This is a genomic window from Haloferax sp. DFSO52 (assembly GCF_048158745.1).
Lineage (GTDB): Archaea > Halobacteriota > Halobacteria > Halobacteriales > Haloferacaceae > Haloferax.
Window position 1 is genome coordinate 60,962 of the sequence record NZ_JBLOPB010000003.1, and the last position, 18,898, is coordinate 79,859.

An 18,898-nucleotide genomic window follows, 5' to 3' on the forward strand; every position below is an offset into this window, starting at 1 on the left:
TGTATCTAGACAATTATTGTTTCCAACGACCAACTAGAGGCCCAGATTACAAACATACTCTTGTAATGACTGAATCTTTAGACTGACCCGCTTCTACGCCCGATGCAGTTAGTATTGCGTCCCGGATAATCGGACAGCCCTGGTTCTCTGACGAGCCGAAACGAAAGGAAATGGAGTGATACTCCATCACGAGAAGGCGATGTTGAGTTCGAGTTCGTTAGCAGCACCCAACAGGAGGTCTGGAAGATCGCTTTCGAAGAGCTCACCCTTCAACCGATGAGACGGACCAGTTACACTGAGACCACCGATTGGCCTTCCATCCGAATCGGTGACTGCAACACCGACGGCATGTGTTCCACACAGCGTCTCCTGATGGTTGAAACTGTACCCACGCTCCCGAATTTCCGCCAGTTCTGCCCGGAGAAGGTCGGGGTCGGTTATCGTCTTATTCGTCAACTGTTCAAATTCTGTCTGTTCGATGTAATCGGACAGTCGTGATTCGGGCAACTCTGCAAGAATCGCTTTCCCAGCAGACGCAGCGTACAGTGGAATACGACTTCCAATCCCCGGGTCAGTTTGTACGGCGTTGTCACCGACTGAACGTGTGAGATAGACTGCATCGTTGTGTTCTTCGACGAAGAACTGACATCGTTCACCAGTGGTTTCGGCGATTTCGGCTACTTTCTGCCGAATCAGGTCGTAGCCAGCGTAGGTGTCTCTCGCATTCATTCCGAGGTCGAGAAACCGCAGTCCGAGATGATAGCCGTCGTCACGGTGAACCAGATACCCGAGATCTTCGAGCGTTCGGAGGTGTCTGTGGACCGTACTTCTGGCGTATTCGAGTTCGGCAGACACCTCAGAGACAGTCAACCCTCGTCCCTTCTTCACACATTCCAGGACATCGAACAGTGTGCGTGCTGATTGGACGTTGGCAGGCACGTCGGGGGAGGCCGAATCTGGCATATAGGTGTGTATCAGATACCCGGATATAACAAGTTCGATATTATCGGACACTCGCGACAACAATACTATCGGTGCGTCCGGACGTCGATCTGCCCAGGTAACAGTGTGGTCGTGTTCGCTGGTTAGCGGACGCTCACTCTCGGCGTGTCACTGGCCACTTTGGCAGCCGTTAGAAAAGCAGGAGTCCGGTTTTAGAACCCGGTCGTGCCTTCGAGGAGGTGTTCTTCGACAACGTCCTCGTCGAGTTCGATGCCCAGACCGGGCGCTTCGGGAACCTCGATGACACCGTCTTGGATCAGTGGGTCGTCTCTGACGAGCAAGTCGTCCCACCAGTCGACTTCGAGCGCGTGGAATTCCAGGAGATCGAAGTTCGGAACGGCCGCACCGAGATGTACACACGCCATCGTCCCCACCGGACTGCACACGTTGTGCGGCGACATCGGGATGTAGTTCTCTTCTGCACGGTCTGCGATACGCATCGTCTCTGCGAGGCCGCCCACAGTCGTCGGGTCGGGCGTGACGATATCGACGCCGTGTTCGTACAGGAGTTCCGAGAGTTCGAACACACGGAATCGGTTCTCACCGGTCGCGACAGGTGTCGCAGTCGAGCGAGTCACCTCGATTTGAGCCGACATGTTTTCCGGCGGAATGAGGTCTTCTAACCACATCAGGTCGAACGGTTCGAGTTCTCGTGCGAGTCGCTTCGCACTCTCGACCGAGTAATCCCAGTGGCAGTCGAACGCGAGGTCGATATCGTATCCGATTTCGTCGCGGACGGCAGCGACGATTTCGCGTTTTTCTGCAATCGCACGGTTCGTCAGCCGGCCGTTGTACGGGTCGTTTTCGTTGTCTGCGGCCAGATCAAGGTCGAACTTTAGCGCGGAAAAGCCCATGTCGACCACTCGTCGGGCCTCCGCTGCGTACGCCTCGGGAGAGTACGCTTCCGCTTCGGCGTAGGCAGTTGCACCGTCTTCGACGGCGTACGCTTCGCCGGCGTGGCAGTCACAGTACATTCTGACTTCGTCGCGGTACTTCGAACCGAGAAGTTGGTAGACCGGGAGGCCGAGAATCTTACCCGTAACGTCCCAGAGCGCCGTCTCGAGACCCGACGCGGCAGTGACGACTTTGCCCGTCGTCCCTCCGTGTCCGGACATCTCCTGGAAGATGTAGCGAACGAGTCGCTCGACGTCGAGTGGGTTCTCACCGATGAGGAACCGTTTCGTGTACTCGACAAGTTCGGGAATGCCACCCCCACGGTACGATTCACCGATACCGTACTCGCCAGCATCAGTCTCGACCTTGATGAGGTTCCACTCGAAGTTTCCTTCGACGACACAGGCTTTGATGTCGGTGATCTGTACGTCTCGCTCGCCGCTTCGGTTCGTCGTCTGCTGTGAATAATTTCTCATACTTTGAATTCCTCAATCGCGTGTTCGTCTAACGGTACGCCGTGGCCCGGTGTCTCTGGGAGTTCGATTTCTCCGTCGGCGTTCGGTCTCAGGGGGTCTACGACGATATCGTCGAACACCTTCACGTCCATATCTCGGTAGAAGTACTCGATGAACAGGCCGTTCTCGATGCCGCCGAGCAAGGACGCGTGGAGATTCCAATTGTAGTGCGGAGCAATGGGAACGTCGTACGCCGCCGCATAGTTCGCAATCTTCAGCCACTCGGTGATGCCACCACACACCGTCGCATCCGGTTGGAGGATGCTCGCCGCCCCACTGTCGTGGAGTCTGGCGAATCGGTGCCGAGTGCCTTCGAGTTCACCCGTCGCGACCGGGTAGGAGAGCGCGTCGTTGACCGTCGCCATCGTCTCGACTTTGTCTATCATCACCGGTTCTTCGATGAAGTATGGGTCGTACGGTTCGAACGCTTGACACGCCCGAATCGCTTCGGTCGGCGACGACCAGACACCGTTCGCGTCGAGAAGCAACGTCCGGTCTGGCCCGATTTCGTCGCGGACGGCAGCGACTCGGTCGACCTCGTCTGAAACAGACCGTCGTCCAACTTTCATCTTGACCGTGTCGTGGCCTTCGCCGAGATATCGACGCATCTCGGCACGCAGCCCTTCGTGGCCTTTGTCGTCACGGTAATACCCACCGCTCGCGTACGTTGGGACTGATTCGGCGTACCCACCGAGAAGTTTGTGGAGTGGTTGGTCTGCCGCCTTCGCCTTCACGTCCCACAGTGCGATATCGACCGTCGAGATGGCGCGAAGAAGTAATCCTGCTCTCCCAATTTGGACGTTTCCGTCGTACATCTCGTGCCAGAGACGCTCTGTGTCTCGCGGGTCTTCGCCAACGAGAAGTGGTGCCAAAAGAGACTCTACTGCGTCCGAGATGAGTCCTGCTCCCTCGTAGCCGAGCGAGTAGCCAACTCCCTCGACACCGCAGTCAGTACGGATATGTGTTATCGCATGGTCTCGAAACGTCAAGGTCCGATTCGAAAACGAAACCGGAGACTCGAGTGGAATCTCGACTGGATACGATTCAACCTCTGTGATTCTCACGGGTTCAGCGGTGTTCCAGCCGCATAAAAGTCCTCACCTCTCGGCAACACGTGTTACCCCCGAACATATGTACACCCACTCCGACACAGGCAAGTATGGACTTCCCCACCCGGAGTGCTGTCGACGGGCTCATCGAGCCGCAGCAACTCCCGACGTTCGCCCGGGTTCGGTACGAACCACCATCTGAGCGTATCGAAGACCCACCGTCGGTTGCCCAGGCGGAACTCGACGACCTCGACGTACTCTCGACCCTCGACGATGGTGCTACCGTCGCCGTCGGCGTTGGAAGTCGAGGAATTCACGCAATCGACTCAGTCGCCAAATCCGTCGTCAGCAGAATCGAAGAGCGGGGGTTCGAGCCAGTTGTCGTACCAGCAATGGGAAGTCACGGGGGGGCAACTTCCGAGGGACAACGAGAGGTGCTGTCCGCATTGGGCATCACTGAGGAGTCGGTCGGTGCCCCAATCGACGCACGAATGGACACCTCCGAACTCGACACCGTAACTGTAGGCGAAACGTCGATGCCAGTCCACTTCTCCACGGCGGCGCTCGAATGCGACGCCATTATCGTCGTGAACCGTATCAAAGCGCACACGAATTTTACTGGCGAAATCGAGAGCGGGTTGTCGAAGATGACCGTCGTCGGCCTCGGCAAACAACACGGTGCAAAGTCCTTCCATTCGACGGCTATCAAAGAAGGCTACGTCGAGTCCCTCACGACCGCACTCGAGACGATTCAATCGACTGCCCCGCCGATTGCAGGTATCGCACTCGTCGAGAACTTCCACGAGGAGATTGCCCACGTCGAAGCGGTCTCGGGTTCGTCGTTCGTCGACCGAGAACCCGAACTCCTTGAGATGGCGTATGTGGAGATGCCGACGTTGCCGTTCGACGAAATCGACCTTCTCGTCGTCGACGAACTCGGAAAGGAAATCTCCGGTGCAGGAATGGATACGAACGTCATCGGCAGATACCGCGTGCTGAACGCACCCGACCCAGAACACCCGAATATCAAACTCATCTACGCGCGAGGACTCACCGAACGAACGAAAGGCAACGGAACAGGTATCGGCCTCGCAGACATCACGCGGAAGGCGGCAATCGACCAACTCGACCTGCAGAAGACCTACGCAAATGCGCTCACGAGTGGGTCGCTCGCGAAGATACAGATACCCGTCGTCTGTCCCGACGACGAGTTTTCGATTCGGACTGCGCTCGCTGCGGTAGGCGGATACGACCCCGAGACGGTGAGAATCGTCTGGATTCAGAATACGCAACTACTCACCGAATTCCGTGTCTCTGAACCCCTCGTCGACGAACTGCCCGAATCGGCGAACATCCGTGCCTCCGAATCACTCGTCTACGATGATGGAACTGCCACATTCACCGATGAAGACGAATGAAGACGAGAGTGCGGCCTTCGGTGCGGCCTCGGACCAGTAGCCCCCGAGTGGTGGATTTCCAACACTCCCTCGACTAGCGTTTCGGGTTGGAGTTCAGGATTGCACCCTTCGGAAACGTTTTCACACACTCTCCTGATTTATCGTTACATGAATTTAGAAATAGAAGGCAATGCGGCACTCGTGACCGCATCGTCGAGTGGACTCGGAAAGGCATCGGCGAAGGCGCTCGCCGAAGAGGGAGTCGACGTCGTCATCAACGGACGCGACGAAGAGCGACTCGCTGAAGCGAAAGCAGAAATCGAGGCAGTCGCAACCGGCGATGTCGTCGCCGTCCCGGGCGACCTGACCGATGCGGACGACACCGAGCGACTCGTCGAGAAGACCATCGAAGAGTTCGGCCGGCTCGACCACCTCGTCACCAGTGCCGGTGGCCCACCGTCTGGAGCGTTCTTGGATACCGACGACGAAGACTGGCAACACGCCTACGACCTCCTCGTCATGAGTGTCGTTCGACTCGCTCGCGCCGCAGAACCGCATCTCCGCGAAGACGGCGGCGGCACCATCGTCAACATCACCTCCCGGAGTGTCAAAGAGGCAATCGACAGTCTCGTCCTCTCGAACGCGGTACGGATGGGTGTCATCGGTCTCGAAAAGACGCTCTCGAAAGAGTTCGCGCCAGAGATTCGCACGAACGCTGTCCTCCCCGGCCCACACGAAACGTCTCGCATCGTTGACCTCGTCAACGCTGCCGTCGACCGTGGCGAGTACGATACCTACGAAGAAGGACTCGCAGACTGGTCGAAGAACCCACTCGAAAAAATCGGTGACCCTGAATCCTTCGGCACCACCGTCGCGTTCCTTTGCTCGCCCAAGTCGGGCCACGTGAACGGAACTGCACTCCCAATCGATGGTGGGACGACGGGCGCGAACCTATGAAGCCCGTTCAGTTCGACGAGGCCGAAAGCTACGAACCCGAAGACGGGTGGCGTCGGGTCTCGATGGCAGGGAGCGACCAGTTCTCGTTCGAGTGGTTCGAAAAGCCACCGGGACACAGTTCGCCGATGCACGACCACGAGAACGAACAGGTCTGCATCTGTCTCAAAGGAGAGCTGACCGTCGCAACCGAAGACGACTCGGTTACCCTCCAGAAGAACGATTCCGTGCTGCTCGAATCGTGGGAAGAACACCGTGTCGAGAACACTGGTGACGAGTTGGCGATCGGGTTAGACGTGTTCGCACCTGGTCGCTCGTTCGACTTCTGGACGGAGCGAGAAGAATGAAATATCTCGCCCGAACCGCGACCGGTCGCCCGTTACTGGGTGACGACGAGGGATTCGTTCCGCTCCGCGCTGTTCATCCAGACGCACAGAGCGTCCACGATGTGCTCTCGCGTGCCGCAGCAGGGACACTCGGTTCCGTCGATGATGCACCAGCGGACAGAGTCGATGCGGCTGACATTACGTTCGGGCCACCGCTCGAACGGTTCGGGAAATTCTGGGGAATCGGGCTGAACTACGCCGAACACGCGGGCGACTTAGACGAAGTTCGCCCAGACGAACCAGCGAGTTTCATGAAACCATCGACTGCGATGACCGGCCCCGGTGGACCGATTCGCCTCCCGCCTCTGTCACAGAGCGAACGAGTGACTGCGGAAGGCGAGTTAGCCGTCATTATGGGTCGCGCGTGTCGAAACGTCTCCGAAGGCGACGTCGACGACGTCGTCGCAGGATACCTCCCGGTCATCGACATGACCGCCGAAGACGTACTGCAACGCAACCCGCGGTTCCTCACGCGTTCAAAGAGTTACGACACGTTCATCGTCGTCGGTCCAGCGATTGCCGTCCCCGAATCACGTATCGAGTTCGACAACTTGACCGTTCAGACGGTCGTCAACGGAACCGTCGAAGCCGAGAATCAGGTCAAGAATATGCTGTTCCCACCGCGTGAAATCGTCTCGTTCCACTCGGACGTGATGACGCTCGAAGCAGGAGACCTGTTCAGCACGGGAACACCGGGGGCAGCGCCGATTTCGCCCGGTGACCACGTCGAAGCAGTCGTCGAGTCGATTGGGTCAGTAGACGCACCAGTGGTTCGGTAACCTCCTCGTCACGTTCCACCGGTCGTTTGTACTCCCGTTTACTCCTCGTTTGCTCTCCTCTCATTTACTCTCGTTTGCTCTCGATTCCTCTTTTTGGACGAAGCGACAGGATGTACAGAGAACCGTTGGGATACTGATGTATATCGAGACCACGGGAGGGGTTGGAGGATGGACATATGTCCGCAAATATCGCCGGATATCTCCAGAGAGCTTAGACATTCACCATAAACTATAAATACAGATATCGGGAATGTGTGTCTGTTAGCTACATACAATCATGGTTGATGATAAAATACAGCGACGGAAGTTTCTCTACGGAGCGGCAACTGCAGGCGTAGCCGGACTGGCCGGTTGTACCGGTTCGAGCGGGGGCAGCGAAGACTCCGGCAGCGACGGTGGCTCCGACGGTGGCTCCGACAGCGAAGACTCCGGCAGCGACGGTGGCTCCGACAGTAACCTGTCTCTCCGCGTCGGTACCTCCGGCGGCGGTACGAAGAACGTCGGTCTCGCAGTCGAGCGTGCTGTCAGCCAGCACAGTGACAGTCTCGACTACGCGACGGTCGAAAGTCCAGGATATGTCGGTACCATCTATCGGATGGAACAGGACCAGTTCAACGGCGGCATCACCGACAACAACTCCCTGAACAAGGCACTCAACGACACGGGGAGCTTCGAAGAGAAGTCGGTCGACGAGATTCCGTACTTCGGGTTCATGGCGTTCCCGTACAGCATCTACATCGTCGCACGTGACGGAACTGGCATCGAGACGTTCGACGACCTCGCAGGCAAGAACGTCTACCCCGCACAGCCAGGATACTCGACTCGTGCAACGACGCTCGACGTCTGGTCGCAAGAACCGACGAAGGAAATCTACGACCAGATGAACATCCAGAACATGGGTGTCAGCGACGCACCCGGTGCGATGGAAGAAGGTCGCATCGACGCCGCGATCGCGTACGGGACGCCCGGTGCCGGCTACACTGGCTGGGTGACCGAGTACGACGCCCGTATCGACGTTCACTACGTCGAACCGACGGACGCACTCAAAGAATCCGCCTCCATGTACGCTGGCGCAGGTTCCTCCACGGTCGCTATCGAGGACTGGAGCATGCAGCAGGACATCGGTACCGACGAAGTGTTCACGTGGGACCTCGAAGTCAACTACACCTTCACGCCCGAAGCGAACCCCGACGCAGTCTACGAACTGTGCCGCGTCGTCGACGAACACAACGACGCAGTCAACGAGGCAGAAGAGCAGTTCATGGACTTCGAGTCCACCTCGGACATGCTCAAGTCTGCCCGGTCGAACATCCCAGTTCACCAGGGTGCCGCACAGTACTACAAGGATAACGACGCGTGGGACGACAGCCTCACTGTCGGCGAATAAACGGAACGCCGAGAGGACGTGAATCCCAATTTTTCAGTAGACACGGGTGGGAAATTACAGCGTACTGAGTGAATATGAGTACACAGACAGACCAACAGAGTAGTTTGATATCGAAGGTCCTCCGGGGATTGGACGTTAGCGTCACAGCCAGTGCGATCGTGTTCTGGCTCATCGTCCTCTGGTGGGCACACTCACAGGAGATGGCACGCACCAAGTTCGGTGTCATCTTCGTCGGGGGAATCATGAGTGTCTACGCCATCGACCAGACACGTCAGGCACTCAAAGAAGGCGACAGAATCGACGCCGCGGTGTTGTTACCGTCGGCAATTATCCTCATCAGCGCATCGGCGTACTTCGCGGCGAACTTCCAGACAGTGTACGTCATGCAACAGGGATACGCGCTTGAACACGAGTATATGCTCGCGCGTATCATCATCCTCTCCATCCTCTACCTCACGTGGCGGGAGTTCGGTAATCTCTTCCTCGGCCTCGTCGGTGGTGCGATGATATACGGGATATACGGCAACTACGCGCCAGGTATCCTGAATCACGGTGGGATGACCGAATTGACGCTCCTGCAGGCACTCGTCACGGACCTCTATGGGTTCTACGGGAGCCTGACGCAACTCACCGCCGCGTGGATTGCACCGTTCTTGCTGTACGCCGGATTGCTGTTCGGCTACGGTGCGTTCGACCTGATTCTTCGGGTCGCCATCCAGTCGGGTAAGTACATCGAGTCCGGTGTCGCACAGACGGCCGTGTTGTCGTCGGCAGTCATCGGTTCGATCAACGGGTCGTACACCGCGAACGCCGCGATGACTGGCTCGTTCACGATTCCGACGATGATAGACAGCGGGATGAAACCCCACCGCGCCGCAGGTATCGAATCTGTGGCTTCGACGTCGGGTCAGGTGCTGCCGCCGGTCATGGGCGCGTCCGCGTTCGTGATGGCGTCGTACCTCGGTGTCTCGTATCTCGACATCGTCACCGCGGGCCTGATTCCCGCGGCGATTCTCGTCGCCTGTATCGGCATCGCCGTTCACTACATCGCGATTAGCGACACCAGCAGTCAGAATATGGACTTCGACGAGTTCTTCGACGACGAACTCTCGGGGCGGCAGAAGATGTTCGAAGGGATCAGGTTCGGAATCCCGTTCCTCGTCCTCATCTACCTGCTGGGTATCGTTCAGTTCACCGTGATGACCGCTGCGCTCTGGACAATCATCTCCATGGTCATCTGTGGCATCACGGTGCCTGTCATTCAGCGACTCGTCGACCGTTCGGAAACGTCGCCTGTAGCTGAGTTCACTCAGCAGGCGAAGAACACTGTCCGCGGGTTCCGCCGTGGGGCAATCATCCTCGCACCCATCGCAATCATCCTCGTGGCAGTCAACGGAGTCATCGACATCTTCAGTGTCACGGGTGTGCCGAACAAGATTGCACTCCTGCTCATCGACCTGTCGGGCGGCGTCCTGCTGTTCGCCGTGCTCCTGGCAATGCTGGTCGCAATCCTGATGGGTGTCGGCATGCCGACTGTCGCCGCGTACGTCATCGTCGCGATCCTCATCGCACCGACGCTCGTCGCCGACTTCGGCATCCCAGACATCACCGCACACTACACGGTGTTCTACGCGGCTATCTTGGCCGGGATCACACCACCAGTCGCGACTGCTGCCGTCGTGACAGCGGGTATCGCAGGCGCGAACTTCTGGCGCGTCTGTGGCGCGGCTATCAAGATTGCCGCACCGTTGTTCATCCTCCCCATCGCGTTCGTCTACAACCCAGCGATGATTTCGATGGACCTCGCGATGCCCGGCATCGTCGCCGGAACGCTGGTCCTCCTGGGAAGTATCTCGATGATTTACGGCCTCAACTACCCGTTCGCAATTAGTGCCGGTCGCCGTGTCGCACTGCGATTGTTCCTGACTGTCCTCGGGATGGTCGTAATGGTCTACCCAGGTCAGGTCGTGAAGTCCGCAGGAATCGTCGTCTTCCTCGGTATCTTCGTCGCCGAGAAGGTGATGACCGATGGCCGCAGCCTTCCGTTCACCTCGGGGGTGGACCAATGAGTGACGCAGACGGGTCCGCAGACAACGTCTCCGGTCTCGAAGAGTTCGTTCCAGAACCACTCATGCCCGTGTGGAACCGGTTCCAGGCGATTCAGGCGTTCCGCGATACCCACGGTGACTCGTACACCAAGGTTCTCGAAGCCATCGTCGCTGTCATCCTGACGGGTGGCTATCTCTACTGGCTCTTCCTCTTCTTTACGGCATAACGCCGTTCGAGGTCTCTGACCTCGGCATTTTTCTTTTTTCGTACGTACAGTTCGAGTAGGGTCACCGCGTCCGAGAGGCTTCGACACGTTCCGAGACACACCCTCGGAGAGAGGAGAGAGGAGAGAGGAGAGAGGAGAGAGGAGAGAGGAGAGAGGAGAGAGAACTGAACTAGTGAACGGTAGAGACTGACGTCAGGTATCGTGCCACGTTGCGGCCCGCTCGATATCGTGCGGAATGTGATTCGATTGTGTCTTCACGTCGTCGAGGTACGACTGTAGCTTCGGCTTAAACGACGGGTGAGCACAGTGTTCGATGATGCACTCAGCGCGTTCGACAGGCGATAGTCCACGCACGTCCGCGACTCCCTGTTCGGTGACGAATACGTCGATGTCGTGTTCGGTGTGGTCGACGTGGAAGGACATGGGAACCACCCGTGAGATATCTTTCCCAGCCAACTTCGACGGAAGCGCACAGACAGAGATCAACGCGTTTCGGTTGTAATCTGCAGAACCACCGACACCGTTCACCATCCGCTTGCCGCCGATGTGTGTCGAGTTGACGTTCCCGTAGATATCGAACTCGATGGCGCTGTTGACGCCGACCACCCCGAACTGGTCGATGAGACCGGGGTGGTTCGCGATATCTGCCGGTCGAAGAACGATATCTTCGGCGTATCGGTCGATATCGTCGAAGAGTCGCTGTTGGCCTTCTGCAGTGAACGCCATCGAAGTTGCACTGGCACACTCCAACCGACCGGAGTCGATCATATCGAGCAAGCCGTCTTGAATCAACTCTCCGAAGTAGACGACGTCTCTGTCACCGAAGTCGAGTTCCTGTAACTCACCCATCAGCGCGTTTCCGAGCGACCCGACACCAAACTGGAGATGGATGGCCTCGTCGAACACCGGCGACCGTTCCATCTCCGCAGAGAGGAACGACCGAAGGTTCGCTGCGATTGCCAGGTCGTCTTCAGTCGGGTCACGGAACGTGTACGTCGAGTCTGCACGGTCTGTTTCGACGACACCAACCAGTTTCGCCGGGTCGAACTCGACGTACGACTCTCCGATTCGCTCGCCCGGGCCAGTGAGTGGAATCGGTTTTCGGTTTGGCGGTGAGTCGGGTCGATAGATGTCGTGAATCGACTGCAGTTCGAGCGGTTGGGAGTGGTTGAGTTCGATGAGTAACTCGTCAGCAGCATCGACGAAGGCCGGAACTTGTCCGATCGAGGTAGACGGGACGAACCACCCCTCGCCGACGGCGACGGCCTCGACGACTGCGATGTCAGCGTCGACCATCCCACCGTACTGCACGTCGTCACCGATTGACGACGCATTTCGGTCGCTGAAGGAAATCTCACGATGGTTCGTCACAGACCGAGCGGTCCGTGAGGATTGATACGAGAATCGCCTGTCGATGGCACCGGACTCGACCAGGTCGACGTCGATTTCGTCGCCGACGTTTCCGCTGTGTACGACGGTCAATCGGAGATTTCGGTCGGAGTCTGCCAGTGTGAGTGGTATCGCTTTCGGATAGCCAACACTGCCAAACCCGCTCATGAGGACCGTCGCGTCTTCGGCGATGGTTGCCGCTGCTGTCTCGGCATCCACGACAGGGACATCGCCCTGTAATCGAGGCTCGATTGGTTCCTCAGGACCGTCTGCCTGCTTACGCACGGCTTCCCTCGACTGCCAGACAGCGGTGTTTTGTTGTCGGTTCGTCCTCGACGTCGATGGTGACTGTTCCGTCACCGGTGGTGAGTCTGCACATCGTCTGCGTAGCGGTAGCTGAGGTGAACGACTGCCGTTCACTCTCGCTGGCGGGGGAGTCTTGCGACTAACCCGAGGTCGATAGGAGACAGTTCTCCCAGTGTGTAATAAACGATGTGGTGGAATCGTCGGTAATCAAAATACGATGTGGTCGGGTCTTTGCTCAGCAGCAGAAGAAGACGATTGGAGAGAGCAGAAGGCGACCAGAAAGTGGTCAGCGTGAACGTCTTGCGGGCTTAGTGGAACGCGGGAATGCCAGTGAGGTCCTTCCCGAGGACGAGCGTGTGGATGTCGTGAGTCCCCTCGTAGGTGTAGACAGTTTCCATATTGGCCATGTGGCGCATCGGCGAGTAATCGCCCGTGATTCCGTTTCCACCAAGTATCTCACGGGCGATTCGCGTCTGGTTTCGGGCCATCCGCACGTTGTTCCGCTTGGCCATCGAGACGTGTTCCGGACGGAGGTTCCCGTCTTCTTTGAGTTCGGCGATTCGGTGGGCCAGCAGTTCAGCGAGCGTGATCTGCGTCGCCATCTCGGCGAGTTTCTGTTGTTGTATCTGGAATCCGCCGATTGGCTGTCCGAACTGTTCTCGGTCAGTTGCGTACTCCTGCGCCTCTCGGAAGGCGTCCTTTGCTGCACCGATGACACCCCAGGCGATGCCGTAGCGCGCCTGTGTGAGACACGACAGCGGCCCTTTCATGCCCTCGACGCCCGGAAGGACGCTGTCGGCCGGAACGCGAACGTTCTGCAGGGCGATTTCGCCAGTAATCGACGCTCGCAGAGACAGTTTGTCGTCGATTTTGTTCGTCGTGACGCCGTCGCGGTCAGTCTCGACGAGGAACCCTCGAACCGGCGCGTCTTCGCTGGACCGGTCACGAGCCCAAACGATTGCCACGTCTGCGATAGGAGAGTTCGTGATCCACGTTTTCGAACCGTTCAGAACGTACTCGTCGCCGTCTCGTTCGGCGTAGGTTTCCATGCTCGAAGGGTCGGAGCCGTGTTCAGGTTCGGTCAGCCCAAAGCACCCGACTGCCTCGCCGGTCCCGAGTTTCGGAAGCCATTCGTCTTTCTGGGCTTCGCTGCCGAAGGCGTGGATCGGGTACATAACGAGCGCACCCTGGACGCTGGCCATCGAACGAAGACCAGAATCGCCCGCTTCGAGTTCCTGCATGATCAGCCCGTACGCACGCTCACTCACGTTGGGAAGTCCGTATCCATCCAAGTTCGGTGCGAACAGGCCGAGTTCGCCGAACTCCCGAATCAGTTCTTTCGGGAACGTGCCTTCGACGAAGTGTTCTGCAATGTCGGGTTTTATTTCGTTTTGAACGAACTCGCGCACAGAGTCACGGATCATTCGTTCTTCGCTGGAGAGTTCACTCTCGAGGTCCGCATAGTCGAGCATTACTGAATCGTTCTGAGAACCAGTTAATAAATCTTGGTACAGGGTTTCGACATCCTGTTTTGACACAGACACGAGAGACGTTGTTGTGTGTATATACGGCCAGTAATAGGGTTCAAATTTTGATAAACTCGTCCGAAATTCGGCAGACAACGGTGCAAATCGTGTTCATGGCGACATATATTTCAGCGAGTCTCCTCTCTGTGGATAGGTAGCAATGATACACCACGACGTCACCATCGTGGGTGGTGGCTGTGTCGGGTTGTCGACAGCGAAGCATCTCTCCGAACAGACCGACCTCGACATTGCCGTCCTCGAGAAGGAACACCACCTCGCCGAACACCAGAGTGGTCGTAACTCAGGTGTTCTCCACCCCGGATTCAACTACCCACCCGATTCGAAAAAGGCACAGTTCGCAACGGAAGGAACGCGCCGGATGAAAGAGTACTGTGCGAAACACGACGTTCCGTGTGACGAACTGGGTGTGCTCGTCGTCGCCAAAACCGACCGGGAAGAAGCACACCTTGACGTACTCGCATCTCAAGCAGACGCGAACGGCGTCGAGTACGAGCGACTCGATTCACAAGCAGCGATAGCGGAACACGAACCTCACGCAGTTGGGCAGGCGGCATTCTACGCACCCGAAGCAGCATCCGTCGATTCACAACAGTATATCTACGCGCTCGCGCGGGAGATACAACAGAACGGTGTCTCACTCTACACTGGGCACGCTGTGGAGCGGATTCGTGAGCGCTCGTCCGGTTACCAACTGACCACGAGCAATAGTAATATCGAAACCACGTATCTCGTGAATGCTGCTGGACTCTACGCCGACACACTCGCACAACAGGTTGGCGTCGGAGACGGCTATCAAGTCATCCCCTTCCGGGGCGAGTACTACGAAGTGACGCCTGACCAATCCGAGCTCTGCAAAACGATGATTTACCCCACACCCGACCCTGAGCTTCCGTTCCTCGGCGTCCACTACACCCGACGGACGGACGGTAAAGTGATTGTCGGGCCAAACGCCGTCTTGGCCTTCGGCCGTGAAGCCTACGAGAACACAGACATCAACCTCTCAGAGTTCAAAGATATACTAGCATACGATGGGTTTAGAAAGCTATTGCAGTCTCAAACGATGCTTTCTGTCGCGTGGTCTGAACTGAACAAATCCTACCGGAAGAAGGCGTTTACGAAGGCTGCACAGCGGTTAGTTCCCGAAGTCGAAAACGACCACCTCCACAAAAGCTACTCTGGGATTCGTGCGCAACTCGTGAGCGACGACGGTGAGCTCGTCAAAGATCCCCTCGCTATCGAAACCGAAGACGCAGTTCACGTTCTCAACGCAGTCTCTCCGGGGCTCACATCCTCACTTCCGTTTGGCGAGTACGTCGCCGAGAAAATTATCGAACTGGACGACCGTTCGTCCTGCTAAAGCGGTAAAACTGATTTAGAGATAGATGTCAAATCTGTTAAAAAGACTATTGTATCAGTTGACAGATGAAATTTGGAATCTATTACTTACTCTCTATATCAGAGACGATAAATCACAGGTGGCCGTTACCACAGAACAATGAACCACGTCCCCGACGAAATTGTCCGGCTGGTTTCGAGCGAACCGTTGATGGCTCACCTCGCAACCTGTTCGGATGGTCGACCGCACGTCGCACCAGTGTGGTTCGACTACCACGAAGAAGACGAGAGTATAGAGCTCCTCACTGCCGGTCGAAAACTCGAGAACATCGGTGAAAACCCACGTGTTTCGCTCTCGATCCAGAAAGATGTCGACGGGGATGCACAGTGGCGAGTGACCATGCTCGGAACTGCGACTGTTATCGAATCTGAAGACGCAATTCGAGAGGCCACGTCTCGTATCAACGAAAAGTACGACGCAGGTGACGAATCGTGGCCTGAGAACAAACTCGTTCGGATATCGATTGGGACCGCAACGTCGGAAGTGTACTGAAAGCAGTAACCGAGCAAAATACGACGCAGTCAGTTTCTCATCGGTGGATGGGTTTATCAGATGGGTGGCCGACATTCGAATATGGCCGACCGTCAACCCTCGACTGATGCCCTCCGTCCGAGCGAGACGTATGACGGGCGGATTACGGTCCGACTGATGGACGACGAAGACGGTGTCGAAGAGGTTCGCTGTTCTTCGTACACTGATGCAATCGAACTAGTCAGAGAGAACCAAGACAATGTAGCGGCGGCGAAAATCATCGACAGAGACGACGATGTCGTCTTTACCTCGGCAGAGATGGATATCGACGTCTGGGAGGCGGCCTGGGAAAACGAAAAACGAAGCATGCGCGTCTCCGTCGAACCCCACGACTGTCCGTACGAGAGTATCTCGTGCTTTGCAAACGACCTGTGCGTCCAGTGCCAGATGGACGAAATTCAGTCGCGATGGTAACGTGAACCCGGTTTGTCGATTGCTGGTTCACTTGAGGCGGTCTGCTGCTCTAAGTACCTCGTAACAGGCGTTTATCTGGTGATATCCTACTTTCACCTCGGGCGTGTCGTCGAGGTCTGCATGGATTTCATTTTCACGAGTGAGTTTGAAGTACCAGTTTCCGTGTCCGCGATTCACCATGTGTTCCCATGCATACGACCAGATCTGGTCGTACCAATCGATGAACCGGTCGTCACCTGTGGTCTCGTGTAGTAGTACCGCCGCACCGATTCCTTCCGCGAGCGGCCAGTAGTACTTGTCTTCGACGATGGATTCTCCATCCCGGTCGAAGTTGTAGATGAACCCACCATACTCGTCGTCCCAGCCATTCTCGACCGCAGCGTCGAAGAAGTGGACTGCTCTTTCGACGAGCCAGTCTTCGTCGCGGTACTGTGATAGCGAGACGAGTAACTTACTCCACTCTAGGAGGTGACCTGGTTGGTATCCCCACGGCCTGAAGAGATGTCCCGGTTGGTCACGGTTGTACTCCCAGTCGAGGGCCCAGTCTTCAGTGTAGTGCTCCCACAGCAAGCCATCGCCCCGGTCTGCGAGCCTGAGAGCGAGGTTTTCTGCAATGGTGTACGCCCTGTCGAGATAGTGCTCGTCGCCAGTGTAATCGTAGGCTGCGAGGTGTGCTTCGCACATGTGCATGTTCGCGTTTTGACCACGATATGTCGATACTGGGTTCCAGTCGGCGTCGAGGTTCGAGCGAAACAGCCCCGGGTCGGGTTCCCAGAACTGTTCTTCGATTGTTTCGGTTACTTCTTCGAGATACTCGTCTACTTTGCCGATTCCTGCAGTTCCTGCAGAAGCCAGCGCGAACAGAACGAATGCGTGGCCGTACGTCGAACGCGTGGAGTCTTCGACAGCTCGGCCGTTCATCAGCCACGCGTACCCCCCAGTCTCTGCGTCTCGGTGCTGGGTTACGAGAAACGAGAGGCCATGTTCTGCTGCTTCTTCACACCACGTGGGACCGTCGAGAATCGAACCGACGCTGTAGTTGAAGATGAGCCGACACGTCGCTGGGAGTATTTTCGCCCGAGAATCGTAGACAGTACCATCGTGGTCACTCAGTTGTGGGATGTATCCTCCATAGGTGGTGTCGATACACGTCGGGTGGTAGAACTTCAGTAGGTTCGTGAGATGTTGGTACACCCAGCGTGGGTCTCTAAACACCGATGCTGACGGTCGAATCGAGTATGATGGGTCAGTCATTGTAATGGGGGCGTCGTGATTATTGTCTGAGGATTAATCAAAGAGGAAAATAAGGTTTTCCGCCCAGTCTGGGTCTTACCCGTGGCATCGCCTAATAACGAATCGTACGTGCTCCGTCTCTCTTGAATTTCGAACATAGCTTCTTTGAACTACACGCCTTATCTCGAAAACGCAATTCGGGGGGTTCGCTCGACGGAGTGCAGTCGGGAATTCGGCATGACTCTATTCGAGGGTCGTGAGACACCACCGACGTCGGTGATCGAAACTGCTGAGTATTCAGAAAACGACCCCTGTAATTTAACATCCGTCAATGTCAAGTAATACACATCATGTCCCACGCCGATGCGATTGAGTCCATCGAGATTCAGAACGTCGTCGCTTCCACTGAGATCGGCCTCGAACTCGATTTAGAGCGTCTATCGCTCGACTGGGAGGGCACGGATTACGATCCAGACAACTTCCCAGGGCTCGTCTACCGGACGAGCAACCCAAAGTCTGCGTGCCTCGTATTTCGGTCCGGGAAAATCGTCTGTACCGGTGCGGACAGCGTCGACGGTGTGAACACAGCGCTCGGGATACTGTTCAACGAATTCTCAGACCTTGGTATCCCGGTTCCAGAGGATCCAGAGATAACTGTCCAGAACATCGTCTCGAGTGCTGATCTCAGACATACACTCAATCTCAACGCTCTCGCAATCGGGCTCGGGCTCGAAGACGTCGAGTACGAACCCGAGCAGTTCCCCGGTCTCGTCTATCGTCTCGATGAACCGAATGTCGTCGTGCTCATGTTCGGGAGCGGAAAAATCGTTATCACGGGTGCGAAAGAAGTAGCCAATGCCGAAGGTGCTGTTGAGGTTGTAAGCGAACGAATTCGTGAGTTGGGGCTTCTCGGGTAACCGTTGAGTTGGACTGTTGGAGTTACGTTATTTTGTCCTCGTCCGTTTCTTCTTGTTCTCTATGTTTATCCCTAGATACTCCATCTAGATTGACTACTAGTCTAGAATACTACACACTTACTACTAGTCTTTGGAACTAGTAAACTAACTACTACTCTAGAATATTAGGCAAGAACTTCAGGAGAAGCGGGAGTTAGTTTAGACGATTGTAGAGATGAAGTGAACACACACACCTGCTTCGCGTTTGTAACAGGTACGAGAGACTCTAGTAATGATGAACACACACACCTGCTTCGCGTTTGTAAAACATCCGGCAACATCTGCCGCAACAGACTTCGTTTGAACCAGACCCCTCCCACTATTTCGCGTTACATTCGCGAGGGTAGTGTGTCTGAACACTGGCTGTTGGTCGGTGAGACCAGTCGAAATTACATTCGCGAGGGTAGTCTCCGACGACTTCGTATCGCTCGCTGACAGAGCTGACGGATCACGAGTGTTCATATTCGCCGGATAAGGGTCGCATTTTA

Annotated in this window: 17 protein-coding genes; 11 read left to right on the forward strand and 6 right to left on the reverse strand. The window is 56.4% G+C overall.

What is annotated here, in order from left to right:
* Positions 1-186: 186 nt before the first annotated feature.
* The 3 genes from ACK3SC_RS16365 to ACK3SC_RS16375 all read right to left on the reverse strand — a co-directional run bounded on the left by ACK3SC_RS16365 (position 187) and on the right by ACK3SC_RS16375 (position 3,475).
* A complete protein-coding gene (locus ACK3SC_RS16365; RefSeq protein ID WP_416841303.1) occupies positions 187-963 on the reverse strand; it encodes an IclR family transcriptional regulator in 777 nt (258 codons plus the stop codon).
* Positions 964-1,154: 191 nt separating this feature from the next.
* Positions 1,155-2,372 (reverse strand): mandelate racemase/muconate lactonizing enzyme family protein, encoded by a 1,218-nt coding sequence (locus tag ACK3SC_RS16370; RefSeq protein WP_416841304.1) that lies wholly within the window; start codon positions 2,370-2,372, stop codon positions 1,155-1,157.
* Complete coding sequence (locus tag ACK3SC_RS16375; RefSeq protein WP_416841305.1) at positions 2,369-3,475, reverse strand: mandelate racemase/muconate lactonizing enzyme family protein; 1,107 nt, start codon at positions 3,473-3,475, stop codon at positions 2,369-2,371. The genes ACK3SC_RS16370 and ACK3SC_RS16375 overlap by 4 nt, the downstream gene beginning before the upstream one ends.
* A gap of 95 nt (positions 3,476-3,570) precedes the next feature.
* On the opposite strand from ACK3SC_RS16375, the gene ACK3SC_RS16380 reads away from it, so the two are divergent.
* The 7 genes from ACK3SC_RS16380 to ACK3SC_RS16410 all read left to right on the forward strand — a co-directional run bounded on the left by ACK3SC_RS16380 (position 3,571) and on the right by ACK3SC_RS16410 (position 10,638).
* The gene (locus tag ACK3SC_RS16380) at positions 3,571-4,878 is read left to right on the forward strand and encodes a DUF362 domain-containing protein (protein ID WP_416841306.1); all 1,308 of its coding nucleotides are present in this window, start codon (positions 3,571-3,573) and stop codon (positions 4,876-4,878) included.
* 147 nt (positions 4,879-5,025) lie between these two features.
* On the forward strand, positions 5,026-5,814 hold the full coding sequence (locus ACK3SC_RS16385) for an SDR family oxidoreductase (RefSeq protein WP_416841307.1): 789 nt from the start codon (positions 5,026-5,028) through the stop codon (positions 5,812-5,814).
* Positions 5,811-6,158, forward strand: coding sequence for a cupin domain-containing protein (locus ACK3SC_RS16390; RefSeq protein ID WP_416841308.1), 348 nt, complete (start codon positions 5,811-5,813; stop codon positions 6,156-6,158). Before ACK3SC_RS16385 ends, ACK3SC_RS16390 begins: the two co-directional genes overlap by 4 nt.
* Positions 6,155-6,976 carry a fumarylacetoacetate hydrolase family protein gene (locus ACK3SC_RS16395; RefSeq protein ID WP_416841309.1) on the forward strand — a complete coding sequence of 274 codons (822 nt, stop codon included), beginning with the start codon at positions 6,155-6,157 and terminating at the stop codon, positions 6,974-6,976. Before ACK3SC_RS16390 ends, ACK3SC_RS16395 begins: the two co-directional genes overlap by 4 nt.
* 277 nt (positions 6,977-7,253) lie before the next feature.
* On the forward strand, positions 7,254-8,363 hold the full coding sequence (locus tag ACK3SC_RS16400; RefSeq protein WP_416841310.1) for a TAXI family TRAP transporter solute-binding subunit: 1,110 nt from the start codon (positions 7,254-7,256) through the stop codon (positions 8,361-8,363).
* Between the two features lie 74 nt (positions 8,364-8,437).
* Positions 8,438-10,432, forward strand: a complete 1,995-nt coding sequence (locus ACK3SC_RS16405) for a TRAP transporter permease (protein WP_416841311.1) — start codon at positions 8,438-8,440, stop codon at positions 10,430-10,432.
* The gene (locus tag ACK3SC_RS16410) at positions 10,429-10,638 is read left to right on the forward strand and encodes a hypothetical protein (RefSeq protein WP_416841312.1); all 210 of its coding nucleotides are present in this window, start codon (positions 10,429-10,431) and stop codon (positions 10,636-10,638) included. Before ACK3SC_RS16405 ends, ACK3SC_RS16410 begins: the two co-directional genes overlap by 4 nt.
* Before the next feature lie 192 nt (positions 10,639-10,830).
* On the opposite strand, the gene ACK3SC_RS16415 is transcribed toward ACK3SC_RS16410, so the two are convergent.
* Entirely contained in the window at positions 10,831-12,312 is a 1,482-nt protein-coding gene (locus ACK3SC_RS16415) for an acetyl-CoA hydrolase/transferase C-terminal domain-containing protein (RefSeq protein WP_416841313.1), read from the reverse strand.
* Positions 12,313-12,641: 329 nt separating this feature from the next.
* Complete coding sequence (locus ACK3SC_RS16420; RefSeq protein WP_416841314.1) at positions 12,642-13,805, reverse strand: acyl-CoA dehydrogenase family protein; 1,164 nt, start codon at positions 13,803-13,805, stop codon at positions 12,642-12,644.
* A gap of 214 nt (positions 13,806-14,019) precedes the next feature.
* Here ACK3SC_RS16420 and lhgO point away from each other — a divergent pair, with 214 nt between their 5' ends.
* The 3 genes from lhgO (at position 14,020) to ACK3SC_RS16435 (ending at position 16,221) form a co-directional block, all read left to right on the forward strand.
* Positions 14,020-15,237, forward strand: a complete 1,218-nt coding sequence (gene lhgO, locus ACK3SC_RS16425) for an L-2-hydroxyglutarate oxidase (protein WP_416841315.1) — start codon at positions 14,020-14,022, stop codon at positions 15,235-15,237.
* 138 nt (positions 15,238-15,375) lie between these two features.
* Complete coding sequence (locus ACK3SC_RS16430) at positions 15,376-15,768, forward strand: pyridoxamine 5'-phosphate oxidase family protein (protein ID WP_416841316.1); 393 nt, start codon at positions 15,376-15,378, stop codon at positions 15,766-15,768.
* A gap of 81 nt (positions 15,769-15,849) precedes the next feature.
* The gene (locus ACK3SC_RS16435; protein ID WP_416841317.1) at positions 15,850-16,221 is read left to right on the forward strand and encodes a hypothetical protein; all 372 of its coding nucleotides are present in this window, start codon (positions 15,850-15,852) and stop codon (positions 16,219-16,221) included.
* 27 nt (positions 16,222-16,248) lie between these two features.
* On the opposite strand, the gene ACK3SC_RS16440 is transcribed toward ACK3SC_RS16435, so the two are convergent.
* Complete coding sequence (locus ACK3SC_RS16440) at positions 16,249-17,475, reverse strand: AGE family epimerase/isomerase (RefSeq protein ID WP_416841318.1); 1,227 nt, start codon at positions 17,473-17,475, stop codon at positions 16,249-16,251.
* A 329-nt stretch (positions 17,476-17,804) separates the two neighbouring features.
* Between ACK3SC_RS16440 and ACK3SC_RS16445 the strand changes: the two genes are divergently transcribed.
* The gene (locus ACK3SC_RS16445; RefSeq protein ID WP_416841319.1) at positions 17,805-18,371 is read left to right on the forward strand and encodes a TATA-box-binding protein; all 567 of its coding nucleotides are present in this window, start codon (positions 17,805-17,807) and stop codon (positions 18,369-18,371) included.
* The last annotated feature ends 527 nt before the right edge of the window (positions 18,372-18,898 follow it).

Bases quoted from the DNA above. Each gene is read 5' to 3' on its own strand.
- ACK3SC_RS16365 (WP_416841303.1), bottom strand. From the start codon at position 963: ATGCCAGATTCGGCCTCCCCCGACGTGCCTGCCAACGTCCAATCAGCA.
- ACK3SC_RS16370 (WP_416841304.1), bottom strand. From the start codon at position 2,372: ATGAGAAATTATTCACAGCAGACGACGAACCGAAGCGGCGAGCGAGAC.
- ACK3SC_RS16380 (WP_416841306.1), top strand. From the start codon at position 3,571: ATGGACTTCCCCACCCGGAGTGCTGTCGACGGGCTCATCGAGCCGCAG.
- ACK3SC_RS16385 (WP_416841307.1), top strand. From the start codon at position 5,026: ATGAATTTAGAAATAGAAGGCAATGCGGCACTCGTGACCGCATCGTCG.
- ACK3SC_RS16390 (WP_416841308.1), top strand. From the start codon at position 5,811: ATGAAGCCCGTTCAGTTCGACGAGGCCGAAAGCTACGAACCCGAAGAC.
- ACK3SC_RS16395 (WP_416841309.1), top strand. From the start codon at position 6,155: ATGAAATATCTCGCCCGAACCGCGACCGGTCGCCCGTTACTGGGTGAC.
- ACK3SC_RS16400 (WP_416841310.1), top strand. From the start codon at position 7,254: ATGGTTGATGATAAAATACAGCGACGGAAGTTTCTCTACGGAGCGGCA.
- ACK3SC_RS16405 (WP_416841311.1), top strand. From the start codon at position 8,438: ATGAGTACACAGACAGACCAACAGAGTAGTTTGATATCGAAGGTCCTC.
- ACK3SC_RS16410 (WP_416841312.1), top strand. From the start codon at position 10,429: ATGAGTGACGCAGACGGGTCCGCAGACAACGTCTCCGGTCTCGAAGAG.
- ACK3SC_RS16420 (WP_416841314.1), bottom strand. From the start codon at position 13,805: ATGCTCGACTATGCGGACCTCGAGAGTGAACTCTCCAGCGAAGAACGA.
- lhgO (WP_416841315.1), top strand. From the start codon at position 14,020: ATGATACACCACGACGTCACCATCGTGGGTGGTGGCTGTGTCGGGTTG.
- ACK3SC_RS16430 (WP_416841316.1), top strand. From the start codon at position 15,376: ATGAACCACGTCCCCGACGAAATTGTCCGGCTGGTTTCGAGCGAACCG.
- ACK3SC_RS16435 (WP_416841317.1), top strand. From the start codon at position 15,850: ATGGCCGACCGTCAACCCTCGACTGATGCCCTCCGTCCGAGCGAGACG.
- ACK3SC_RS16440 (WP_416841318.1), bottom strand. From the start codon at position 17,475: ATGACTGACCCATCATACTCGATTCGACCGTCAGCATCGGTGTTTAGA.
- ACK3SC_RS16445 (WP_416841319.1), top strand. From the start codon at position 17,805: ATGTCCCACGCCGATGCGATTGAGTCCATCGAGATTCAGAACGTCGTC.